General features: G+C 55.4%; 9 protein-coding genes. All 9 read left to right on the top strand.

Annotated elements, in window-relative coordinates:
- A partial coding sequence (locus RR842_RS03485; RefSeq protein ID WP_332728982.1) for a type IV secretory system conjugative DNA transfer family protein occupies window positions 1–1,575 on the top strand: 1,575 nt, incomplete at its 5' end.
- A 100-nt stretch (window positions 1,576–1,675) separates the two neighbouring features.
- The gene (locus tag RR842_RS03480; protein WP_079535874.1) at window positions 1,676–1,891 is read left to right on the top strand and encodes a hypothetical protein; all 216 of its coding nucleotides are present in this window, start codon (window positions 1,676–1,678) and stop codon (window positions 1,889–1,891) included.
- Window positions 1,892–1,906: 15 nt separating this feature from the next.
- Window positions 1,907–2,323, top strand: a complete 417-nt coding sequence (locus RR842_RS03475; protein ID WP_216529918.1) for a PrgI family protein — start codon at window positions 1,907–1,909, stop codon at window positions 2,321–2,323.
- A complete protein-coding gene (locus RR842_RS03470) occupies window positions 2,301–4,832 on the top strand; it encodes a DUF87 domain-containing protein (RefSeq protein ID WP_216529917.1) in 2,532 nt (843 codons plus the stop codon). The genes RR842_RS03475 and RR842_RS03470 overlap by 23 nt, the downstream gene beginning before the upstream one ends.
- A gap of 2 nt (window positions 4,833–4,834) precedes the next feature.
- Window positions 4,835–6,511, top strand: coding sequence for a glucosaminidase domain-containing protein (locus RR842_RS03465; RefSeq protein WP_231088321.1), 1,677 nt, complete (start codon window positions 4,835–4,837; stop codon window positions 6,509–6,511).
- Window positions 6,512–6,547: 36 nt separating this feature from the next.
- Window positions 6,548–7,303, top strand: coding sequence for a hypothetical protein (locus RR842_RS03460; protein ID WP_216529916.1), 756 nt, complete (start codon window positions 6,548–6,550; stop codon window positions 7,301–7,303).
- Between the two features lie 4 nt (window positions 7,304–7,307).
- The gene (locus RR842_RS03455) at window positions 7,308–8,312 is read left to right on the top strand and encodes a conjugal transfer protein TrbL (RefSeq protein ID WP_270245528.1); all 1,005 of its coding nucleotides are present in this window, start codon (window positions 7,308–7,310) and stop codon (window positions 8,310–8,312) included.
- A 148-nt stretch (window positions 8,313–8,460) separates the two neighbouring features.
- On the top strand, window positions 8,461–8,940 hold the full coding sequence (locus tag RR842_RS03450; RefSeq protein ID WP_216529914.1) for a DNA gyrase: 480 nt from the start codon (window positions 8,461–8,463) through the stop codon (window positions 8,938–8,940).
- A gap of 6 nt (window positions 8,941–8,946) precedes the next feature.
- On the top strand, window positions 8,947–12,447 hold the full coding sequence (locus RR842_RS03445) for a SpaA isopeptide-forming pilin-related protein (protein WP_216529913.1): 3,501 nt from the start codon (window positions 8,947–8,949) through the stop codon (window positions 12,445–12,447).
- The last annotated feature ends 84 nt before the right edge of the window (window positions 12,448–12,531 follow it).

Genomic DNA, 12,531 nt, shown 5'->3' with positions numbered 1-12,531 from the left:
GGCTCGTCGCGTTGGGGCACGCGCGTTGAGGGCAGGCGCTTCATGAACGACAAGGATGAAAGCGACAACATCATCTTCACGGAGAACTACGGGCTCTCGCTTTCCAAGAACCGCTACAACTCCAAGCTCAACCGCAGCGTGCTGGTCATCGGCGGCAGCGGCTCGGGCAAGACGAGCAGCTACGTGCTTCCCAACATGCTGCAGATGAACTGCTCGCTGTTTCTGACCGACCCGAAGGGCACGCTGCTGTCGCAGACCGGCGACATGTACGTCGAGCAAAAATGGGATATGCGCGTGTTCAACCTGGTGGACATGGATGCGTCCATGCACTTCAACCCCATGGTGAACATAGAGACCGAGACCGACATCCTGGTCTTGGTGGAGTGCCTGATAGCCAACACGAAAGGCGAGGAGAACACCACGGGCGACCCGTTCTGGGACGACGCCGAGCGTCTGCTGTACACGGCGCTCTTCGCCTACCTGAAGTACCACTGCCCCAAGCGCGACCAGTCCTTGTCGGGGCTCATCACGCTTTTGGGCCTGGCCGAGGCGCGCGAGGACGACGAATCTTACCTGAGCCCGCTCGACATGCTGTTCTACGAGCTCGAAACGGGAAAGCGCTATGTAGCTGATCCCGTCTCGGTGCAGACGCCCTTCAACGCGGAGCTGCGCGACTTTGCCGCCGATGCATCGGGCGGGTATCGCTGGGTGCAGGTCGAGGAACCTATATCCCCTGAAGACGACTTCGCCCTGCGTTCCTACAACGCCTTCAAGGTTGCCGCTTCGAAAACCTTGAAATCAATCATCATCAGCTGCAACGTGCGCGTCCAGCCCATGACGGTGCCCGAGGTGCGCCGCCTGCTCGAATACGACGAGATGCACATCGAGACCATGGGCGACCCCAACCAGCGCTCCGTGATCTTCGCCGTGCCGTCCGATACGCGCAAGAACCTGAACTTCCTGTTCGCCATCATGATGTGGCAGACGCTCGACGTTTTGTGCCTGCGGGCGCTGAAGAAGTACGGCGGCGAGCTGCCGACGCCCGTGCATTTCATGTTCGACGAGTTCGCCAACATCGGGCGCATCCCCGATATCGAGACCATGATCTCGGTGGTGCGAAGCCGAAACATCTCAATGTCGATCATCTTGCAATCGATGGGCCAGCTGAAAGACCAATACAAGGACAAGGCGCAGACCATCATCGACAACTGCGACACGACGCTGTTCCTAGGCGGCAAATCCACCGACACCAACAAGCAGATATCGGAGATGATCGGCAAGGAGACCGTGAGCGTGACGACGTTCAACGAGAGTCGAGGGGCCAACCGCTCGTCAACGAAGAACTACAACCTCATCGAACGCGATCTTATGCAGGCATCAGAAGTGGGAAGGCTCGACCGCGACAAGGCAATCGTCATGTTGGCAGGAGCCTATCCGCTGCTCGATGAGAAGTTCGACGTCTCCACGCATGAGAATGCCAAGCTCATCTACAACCCGTACGCGCCGAGCGGCGAGGGCCGCAGCGAGCCGTTCGACGTGGAGGGCTACCTGGCGGACAAGCGTGCGGGGAGCTAGGCTTTCCTTTAGCCATATACCGACAATCGAATAACCAACCAACCAACCAGGGCTTCGCCGCGATGTTGCGGCGGGCCCTCTCTATTTGAATAGGAGTTTTATGTTAGCGAACATCATCAGCCTGGTTTCGGGCTGTGTAACGTTTCTGGGCGGCTTCTTGGTCGTCTGGGGCGCCGTCTCGCTCGGCTTGGCAATCCGCGAGCAGCAAGGCGGCAGCCAGATTGCAAGCGCCATTTCTACCATCGCGGGCGGCGCGATCATCATCGCCGCTGCGGTGTATTTTGGCATGTTGGACACGTCCTGGCTTCCAGCCTAGAGGGGAGGGCATCTTTTGCTAAGCGTTGCAATCCATAAAGATATCGGGGAGTACACCGAGAAGATCGTCGGCAAGCTCTCCTTGCGCACGCTGCTCTGCGTGACGGGCGGCTTGCTTGCCGCCGTGGGCGCGGCGGCGTTCACGTATTTCGTATTGGGGATCGAGGTATCGAATGCCACCTTGCCCGTCATGGCCTGCTCCATGCCGTTTTGGGCCGCAGGATTCTGGAGGCCGTCAGGCATGAAGCTCGAACAATTCATGCCGCTATGGTTCCAACATACCTTCAACAACGACAGGATCCTCTACGCATCCAGCGTAAGCCTCATCGAGCCGAAACCGGCCCCGTCCATCGCCCAGAAGGCGGATCGCAAATCACGTCGCCGTGTGAAGCGAAAGGGGGCTGAGCTCTATGTTTGCCAACTTGAAGGCTAAACGCGAGAACAAGCGTAGGAGAAAAGAGGAAAAGCGCGAGTTGAAGCGCGCCCGCAGCGATGCGAAGGCGCGCGGAAGGTCGAGCATCAACAAGCGCCTGCGTGCTCAGGAAAAGGAGCTATCTGCCCAGACGACCACGCAACGGCGTGCCCGCTTTGCGGCCAAGGACGTCTACAACTTCATCGGCTACGACGCCATGTATGAAGACGGCATCGCCCAGGTGGAGGAGGGGTTGTTCTCCCAGACCATCAAGTTCTCTGACATTTCCTACCAATCCGCACGCGAGGAGAACCAGCAGGCGATCTTCTCCACGTATTGCCAATTGTTCGATTATTTCGGAGCCGAGGCAAGCGTACAGCTTTCGGTAATCAACACGCCGATTCCCGCCGACGAGATTGGCAACAAGGTGTTCTTCGAATGCCACGACCCCAAGCACAGGCCCTATGTCGACGAGTACAACCGCATCCTGAACAAGAAGATGCGCGAGGGCGTGAGCAACCTTACCCGTGAGCGCTACCTCACCTTCGCGGTGGGTGCCAAGAACGTCGACGCCGCCGTGCCGAAGCTCGCGCGCATGCGCAACGACAGCATGCAGACCCTCGCGCGTTTGAGGAGCGATTCAGAGGTGGTCGAAGGCGAAGAGCGCCTGCGGGTCTTGCACTCGCAGCTGCGCCCAGGGCATAAGCTGGCCGGCCCCGTGTTCGACGAACTGTCGGCCAAAAGCTGCCTGCGCACCAAAGACGTCATCGCGCCGAGCGCCATCGACTTCAAGCCAGCAGGACGCAACGACTGCTTCGAGGTCGACGGCATGTACGGGCAGGTGCTGGGTTTCAGGACCTTCGGAAGCGAGCTTTCCGATAGGGCATTGGCCGACATCATCGATTTGCCCCTGCCGCTGAACGTCACCCTGCACATCCAGGCGATGGACAAGTCCAAGGCCGTCGCGCTCGTGAAGCAGCGCCTGGCATGGATGGACAAGGAGATCATCGATGAGCAGATGTCCGCCGTTAAGAAGGGCTACGACTTCCAGATCCTGCCAAGCGAGCTCAAGTACTCCAAGGAGGAGGCAGAGGACCTGCTGTTCCATTTGCAGAACAAGAACCAGCGCCTTTTCGTGTTCACCGGCCTCGTCTACACCTACGCGCCGACTTTGGAAGAGCTTGACGAGCAGGTGCTGCAGATCATGAGCACGGCAAGGCGCAATTCCATCGAGCTCGACACCTTGGCCTACCGCCAGCGTCAGGGCTTGAACTCCATCCTGCCTCTGGCGCACAACCACGTGGATCTGTCGCGCATGGTGACAACCGCGCAGGTGGCGATTCAGATGCCATTTGCCACGCAGGAGATCAGCCATCCGCACGGCGGCTATATGGGCCAATCGAAGCTCTCGAACAACCTCATCTTGGTGGATCGCGGCATGTACGCGAGCCCGATGGGGTTCGTGTGCGGCAAGCCCGGTTCCGGCAAGTCGTTCTTCGTGAAGCGAGAGATCACCAACACCATCCTGCTGTACCCCAACGACGAGATCATCATCTTCGACCCGGCGGGCGAGTACTCGAGCCTGCTCGACATGTTCGGAGGCGTGAACATGCGCTTCTCGCCGGATACCGATACGTTCATGAACGTGTTCGACCTGTCCGACGTCGAGGATCTCTCCGATACCAGCCAGATGGCGTTCAAAATCGAAGCCATTTTGGCGCTGTCGGCGGCGACGATGTCGGAAGGCAATCAAGGCTTGCCCGAGTCGGATAAGTCGCTTATCGCCCGCTGCGTTGAAATAGCCTACGAGCAGGCCATCGGGCAAGGACGCATGCCTAAGCTGGGCGACTTCTACGAGATCATGAAGGAGCAGCCTGAACCTGAGGCACGCGATATCGCCTTGCGCTACGAGCGATACGTCAACGGTGCTTTGAGTTTCTTCAACAACCAGTCCAACGTGACGTTCAACAACCGCATCACCAATATCGAGTTCAGGGACTTGAGCTCGAACATGCGCGTATTCGGCATGCTGGCTGCATTGGAAGCAGTGCGCAACCGTATGTACTACAACTTCGAGCGTAACGTTCGAACCTGGCTCTACATCGACGAGGTCCAAAGCCTGTTCGACCATCCGGCCATCATGAGCTACTTCTCCCGCTTCTGGGCTGAAGGCCGAAAGTTCAATCTTGTCTGCACGGGCATCACGCAAAATGCCGAGAAGATGTTCAAGCATCCAACGGGTTCAGGCATGCTTCAGAATTCAGACTTCATCGCAATCTTCAAGCAATCGCCGACAGACCGTGCTGCATGGGTCGATCTGCTCGACTTGAGCCCGACCGAGGAAGCCTATATCGACGAATCCGTCAAAGCGGGCGAAGGCTTGCTCATCGCCGGTTCTTCTCGCGTTCCCATGAAAGACGACTTCGACATAGGTCTCCTGTATAACGGCTGGACCACCAAGCCTGACGAGGTCGTAGGTCGCAAGCGCAAGCGGCGTGCGAGTTTGCAAGCTAGTTCCCTGGATGAGTAGCCATGGAGGATATCGCGAAGCATTCCAGTGCGGCGAAGACCTCAGAGTTCGCACGGACAAGCGATTCGGTGGAAAGCGTTGCCAAGGTCGGCAAGACCGATGCGGTTAGCGCTGGTCTGGTGAAGCAGACGGGCGACACCGCTAAATCGGTCTTGTCGGATGGCAATCGATCTTCGAAGGTCCTCAAGAGCGCAGCTAGCAAAACATTGCGTTCTGGTGCTGGGTCGGATGCGGATGCGGGAGACCAAGCGGCAGGCAATATCGCTTCACAGGCTGCAACGGCGATGCAATCCCATAGGAACATGAGGCTGAAGATCGGGGCGGTGGCCGCTGCCGAGATGGACGAGGCTGATGAAACGCAAGGTGCATCAGATGTTTATTCAGCCGCAAGCGATGCTTCCTCGCTGAGGCGGCGTCGCGCTGAGATTTCAGCGGCTAAATCTGCCGGAGATGCCAAGAAGGCTCAAATTGCTGGGACATCGTGTCCCAGCAATTCGGCTGCCGCAGCAAAGGCAAAGGGAAACGCTGCGGGAGTCTCGAAGGTGAAAGCCGCCGAGGCCAACGCGAAGATGCAATCGCGCAGGACATGGCTCAAGGCCCATGCTGCCCAGGCCAAGGCCGCCGAGACGGGTGCGGCAACTGTGGCGAAAGCCGAGGGCGGCAAGACCATCGCGGCTATTGCCTCGTCAGCGCTCGCTCCGCTGGCAGGTGTATTGGCTGGCATCCTCGCATTCGTGCTTGCAATGATGGTGGTATCACAGCTTATCAGCGCGCTTTTCGGCTTCTGGGAAAACGAGGCGAGCAAGCAAAGCCTTGCAGGGCTTCCACCGTATATCACGCAAGAAATGGTGGTTACGGCCCTAGAGTGTCAGGAGAAATACGGGCACCCTGCTGGCTGCACTATCGCACAAATTATCTGCGAGTCTGGCGTGGGCGATCACTTGAGCGGCCTGGCCACGCAGGATAACAACCTCTTTGGAATCAAATGGGCATCGAGCTACGGCTTGGCTGAAGAAGTGACGGGGCATTCGAGTTGGCAAACTGGCGAAGAGTATAACGGCCAGCATGTGACCATCATGGATGAGTTCACCAGCTTCAAGTCCCATAAAGATTGCATCATCTTCCGAAGCCGCGTCTTTTTGCAAAACAGCCGCTATTCGCAAAACGCGCTTATCAAAGAGGCTATGGAGAAGCATGATTCCGACAAGATGGCCGAAGGCTTGAAAGATGCCGGTTATGCCACGAGTAGCGAGTACGTTCAGACGCTTCAGTCGATCATGAAGACCTACAACCTCTATCGCTTCGATGGCATGACGGTCGAGCAATATGAGTCGATGGCTGCCAATGGAGACGCAATTGTTCAGGCAGCTTACTCGCAGCTTGGAGTTCCTTACGTTTGGGGCGGTGAGACTCCTGGCGTGGGGCTCGATTGCTCTGGGCTGACGATGTATTGCTACAGCACGGTTGGAATTAGCATCCCTCATTACACCGAAGACCAGTACGCCATGGGTACGCCGAAGCTTCTGAGCGAGGCGCAACCAGGCGACATTCTGTACAAGCCTGGGCACGTCGCAATCTACGTGGGAGGCGACCAATATATCCACGAGCCGCATACCGGGGCCGTGTGCACCTTGGCAACTGGCATCAACTATTTCACTTGCGCCCTCTCTTTTAGGTAAAGAGTTCATTTGCGCAGGTTGGAAAGGAGAGAATATATGACAAACAAAACGAAGGTGCTGCTTGCCCTGGCTGTCGGGGCAATGCTCATCTTAGTTGCATCAACGGTGGTGCGCTGCACGTTAGTGCATCAGATACCCCCGCAGGAGCAGGCTGACTCTGCGGCTATCGAGGAAGGAGCGGCTAACCAGTCAGACCAAAGCACGCAAGAGCAGGAGCTGCCCGCGGGCGAAGCCGATTCGCTTGAGGTGCTGAAGGGCAACGCCTGGACTGCGGAAAACGGCCAGACGTCCATAACCTTCAAGGATGGACGCTATGTCGAAAGCGATGGCACTGCGGTAAAGCTTTCCACCTTCGATATCAATTCGGTATCTAAGCAGGGCAAACAGACGACCATCATGCTCAAGCTCGACCAAGAGAACGGCACCGTGAAGGATTCAATGATCCTCTTAAGGCAGAGCGACGATGGTTCATATGTCGTGACATCCGATGACTTCCAACTGGCAAAGAGTTACTCGCAGGGAAGCATCAACGTGCAGCCTTTGGAAATCGTTGGCATCAACGATGAATTCAGGGAGCTGCTTGGCGGAAACACCGATGGTATTCAAGCGGCAATAAGCGATTATGCACACACGTGCGCACCTACTGCGCATAAAGCAACTTGGGCCAACACCCTCGTTGTAGATTACGCGCAGCATATCGTGACGGCTAACTTCACGTGCGATGATGCGGCGGCAACGGTGCTTACCGTAGAATACGCACGCGGTCCTGCGACGTTCACGGTTGTGGGGTGAGTGAATGATAGAAACAATCGGTAACGTGGGTCGCAGCCGGAGGTTCGCCTTGGCGTTTGCAGCCACCTTTCTGGTGCTGAGCTCATTGATGCTCTTCCCAAACTTCGCCTTCGCGGCAATCGCTGACGACATCAACAAATGGCTTTGCGGCGTGCTGCGCGATTGCTGCAACTGGATCTTCAGCAACCAGATCAACATGCTCAAGTCCATAGGCTACGACGGCATCTTGGCTGCGGGATTCGATTCAATGCTAGGGTCGGCGGGCAACACGACGATGTATTCGCTCGTGCACGGCGTCTGGCAGGTAGCGATACTTCCAATCGGCTGCGGCGTGCTCTCGTTCGTGTTCACCATCAAGCTCATTCAGATATCGCAGCGCATGGATGGTAATGCGAGTTTGCCAGGCGTTAAGGAAGTAGTGTTCCTGCTGGTGTTCTTTGCAGTGTTCCTATTTCTCATCCAGAACAGCTTCGAGATCATGTCGGCAATCTATTCGGTGAGCAAGCTTGCCATCGAACGTATCATCGATATGTTCGGCACAGGCGGGGCAATCGACTTGAACGCAGTGTCGATTGTGACAACCGACGATGATGTTGCCTCGCTTGTGGCGATGCTCATCGTGGCACTTATAAGTTGGGTCGTCGTGCTGGTCGCCTATATCGTGGCCTTGGTCGTTTCCTGGGCGCGAGCGATCCAGCTCTATCTGATGGCCGCCTTCTCGCCAATTCCATTAGCTTTGATGGGAACCGAGGACACGCGCCAGATTGGCATCGGCTACATTAAGAATTTCGTGGCTGTGTGCTTGGCGGGCATCATCATCTTGGTGCTGCTCATTTCCTTCCCGATTATCCTCGGCGGCCTCAACGCGGCGAACCCGAGCACAGGAACGCCCATTGACTCGATTGCAAACGGCCTTACCTACGCGCTCCAATACCTCGCCATGTGCATCTTGCTCATACTCTCGCTCGTTAAGAGCGGCAGCTGGGCACGCGACATCGTCGGCGGGTAAAAAAGCCTATTCCTGGGACATCGTGTCCCACTTCAAACAACCCAATAAAGAGGGGAGGCGCCATGCCGCCCTAATACACGTTTTCGGTTCATTCCAGAAGCGCTGGAATCCTGCGCTCACATACCAACAAAGAAGGAGTTGAAAGACTATGACCGAGAAGAAAAACACCTATCTGACCTTCCATAAGAACTTTGTCAGGACCGATATCGAATATGCAGACAGGGAGACTGGCGAGGCCAAGACCTTTAACCAGGTAACCCTGCCGAAGGGCACCATCATCAACGGCGTCGACATGGGCGGATACCAGTTCAGCCCGTTGTTCGTGAACGAGTCTCGCTATCGCGGCGAGAACTACCGCGACGTGCCGCTGCTCACCGAGCGCGAGGTTTGGCTCAAGCGCACGGTTTTGGATGAGGAAGGGCAGCCCGTGCTCGACGAGAGCGGAAAGCCGGAGAAGGATACCGTGAAGGTGATGCCAGCCGAGATCAAGGAGGCGATGGCGCAGGCCCGCAGCCGTTACTTGCAGGAGCACGGCGTTTCGCTCGACGAAAGGGCGAACACTGCGCGGGAAGGCTCCCAGGCCCAGGCGAAGGGCGGCCATGAGGCTCGTCCCAAGGATCGAGAGTAGGCGAAAATGGAGAAGATTCAATCCGGCGCGCAGGGCAGGTTCCTGCGCGCTTTCCTAGCGCTCGTCCTTGTCCTGAGCACGGTTGCAACGGGTTTGGCGTCGCCTATCAAGGATGCCTATGCAGCCGATAGCGCTGATCTTGAGATTGGTGGCGCAATCTATTACGGCGGCTATATGACAAGTTGGATGCATGCTGATGGCGAGATGGCTTATTGTGGCAATCCGTCTGCCGCAACACCTTCAAGCGGCAACTACACCAAGCATGCGGTTAATGCATCAAGTGGGCGCAGTGCTGAGACGGTTGCTGACTTATGGTTTAGCTACGGCAGCCCAGGATTCGATAAGTCCATGTGGCCAAGTACGTGGTTTGACGGTGGCGAGATGACAAGCGCACGCTATGCCGCATTGGCTCATATCCTGCTGTCCGATACCTTCTCAAGCAATGGCGATTATGCGCTCTATGGCTGCTCTGAAGACTTCAGTAGCTGGGTGCGCAAGAATGTCATTGGCTTTGGTTCGGATGGTTCGATGATCAATGGCAATGCTACTGGTCGTCAGATCGCTGCACGTATGGGTGAAGTCCCTAACAACTTCGACGCTTACATGCTCTATACCGGCGAAGGCACGCAGCTTATCTTGTCTTTTAAGTACACGCCCTACGGTGCACTTGATCTGATCAAGAAGTCTTCCAACGAAAACGTAAGCAAGAACAACGATTGCTATTCGCTGGAAGGTGCCGTTTATGGCGTCTACACCGATTCTGCTTGCAAGAATCTGAAGAAGACTCTTACTACCGATAAGAACGGTTATGCAAAGGCGGATGAGCTCGAACCTGCTACGTACTATGTTCAGGAACGTGAGCCTTCTGAAGGTATGGACCTGGATGACACTATCTATACCGTTACTGTTAAGAGCGACGAGACTACGCCTGTAAATGGCGGCATTGTTTACGACACGCCTCATTCTGACCCTGTTGGCATGTTGGTGGGTAAGGTAAACGCAACCACCAATGCAAACAAGCCAGAAGGTGCGGCAAAGCTCGTTAACGCTGAGTTCACTGTCGAATATTTCGATGGCTTCTATTCAAGCGCAGACGCTGCTCGTGCATCAGGTAACGCAAGCAACACATGGGTCTTCGCAACTGACGAGGATGGTTTTGCTTACTATGCAGACGAGTATAAGGTGTCTGGCGGAGACCTTTACCACCAGCAGAACGGCACCACGGCATGCCTTCCTTTGGGTACCGCGCTCATCACCGAGACCAAGGCCCCTGAAGGCTACAACCTCGATGATGGCAACCACGGCACTCCTAAAACCTTTGTCGTTCAGATCACCGATAGCGGCGCTAAGGGCGAAAGCGTTTACACGTACAATTCGCCAACTGCACCTGATACCGTCGAGCGTGGCGACTATCGCTTGATGAAGGAAGTTCCCACCAACAATGATGAGGAAGATCAGGAGCTTACGCGCATCGCAATCGAAGGCGTCCAGTTCCAGATCATCAATGACAATGCTGAGGCTGTCGTATCTCCTGATACGGGTGCGCTGGTGCAGCCAGGTGATGTGGTAACCACCATCACTACCGACGAAAACGGCTTTGCAACCACGAAGGATCATCGCCAAAGCGGTTGGACGGGAGCTCTTGCTTACGGCAACTACACCGTGCATGAAGTGATTCCCGACAGTGTTGCGCAACACATCAAGGATACCTATGGCATCAAGCTCATTGGCGTAGATGATTGGAAAATCACCATCTCTGATGAGCAGCAGTATGATTTGGTTCAGATCGTTGCAAACCATATCCCGCAGACACCTTTGACTATTCAGAAGGTTGACTCCACTACGGGCAAGACCATTCCGCTGCCATGCTCCTTCCAACTGTTGGATGCAGACGGCAACCTTGTTACCTATACCGACCATTACGCAGATAAGGTAATCGATACATGGACGACGCTCTCTACCGGCAAGTGCACGCTTCCTATGAAGCTCGATGAGGGCACGTACTATTTGCATGAGGTTCAGGCACCTGAAGGCTATGTATTGGGTGATGAGGATATCGAGTTTACGGTTGACGAATACCGCACGTGGGACGATCCAATCACCATCACTTATGCTGATGCGCCAATTCGTGCTGAGATTCAGCTTGTAAAGACCGATGGCGTTACCACGCTTCCAGTTGAAGGCGCTGAATACTGCATCAAGGCCGAAGGTAACGTCGTAACTGGTGACGGCACCGTTCGCTTTGCTGATGGCGAGATCGTGGGCTATGTAACCACTGATAAGGAAGGCAAGGCTTCCATCGAAGGCCTCTATCTTGGCAACTATGTGGCATACGAAACTAAGAGTCCTGAGGGCTGGGCACTCGATACCGAAGAGCATCACTTGAATATCGTAAGTCAGGGCCAGTTGGTGCCAATCGTTGTCGAAGCACTTGATGCGGTTGATATGCCTACCACGTGTAAGCTTTTGAAGGTTGATAGCACTGATGCATCGAAGGCCCTGGAAGGCGCTACCTTCCATATCTGGCAGGTAGTCGAAGGCGCAGTTGTTGACGACATCGATCCAGGCTTCTCTGTGGCTTATGAAACTGATGTAACCACGGGTGCTGACGGCACGGCCGACGTGTCTTACCTGCCTCATGGCAAGTACATGATTGAAGAAACCGATGCTCCTGAGGGCTACTTCGTACCAGAAGGTACCGAACCTGTAGCGTTTAAGGTAGACGACCAGGGCTTCATTGGATTGGATGTTGAAGGTGCTCAGTTCAGCGATACGCTTGAGCTTACTTTCGAAAACACGCCAACAATTCTCGATATTACGAAGGTTGACCTGACCACAGGTGCCGAACTTCCAGGCGCTACGCTTGTAGTGACTGACAAGGACGGCAACATCATCGAGGAATGGGTATCCACCGAAGAGGCTCATCGCATCATCGGCATTGAGCCTGGTGACTACACCTTGACCGAGACCATTGCTCCTGAAGGTTACATGGTTACCAACTCAATCGACTTCACGGTCGAGGAAACCGGTGAAGTGCAGGCTGTTGAAATGAAGGACGATTACACTAAGGTAGATATCTCGAAGGCTGATGTCGCTACGGGTGAGGAATTGCCTGGCGCGCATCTTCAGATCATCGATACGAACGACAAGGTTATTGCCGAATGGGTAACTAACGGCGAAGTGCATCGTATCAATGGCTTGGAGCCAGGTGATTACACTCTGCGCGAAACCACCGCGCCTGAAGGCTACGAGGTAGCAGAAGACGTGCGATTCACCGTCGAGGCTACGGGTGATATCCAGAAGGTTGAAATGAAGGATAAGGCAACGCCGGATACTCCTGGAAATCCAGGGAATCCTTCCAAGCCGCCAAAGACTGGCGATACCTTCCCAGCATTGCTCGTGATGATGGCTGCTTTGGCTGGATCTACTGCTCTTGGGAGCGGTATTTATGCTCTGAAGCGTAAACGTGCTCATAGCGCTGAAGAACTAGGGGAGGATGAGGAATGATTCTCTTCATAGCTGGCGTTTTGATATCTCTTTCGATGCTTTTGGCTTTCTGCTGCTGCAAAGTATCGGGTGCTGTCTCCCAGC

The sequence above is a fragment of the Gordonibacter sp. genome, assembly GCF_036667095.1.
Taxonomy (GTDB): Bacteria; Actinomycetota; Coriobacteriia; order Coriobacteriales; family Eggerthellaceae; genus Gordonibacter.
Note: the sequence above shows the minus strand (reverse complement) of the source record. Positions and strands in the feature narration are given on the sequence as shown.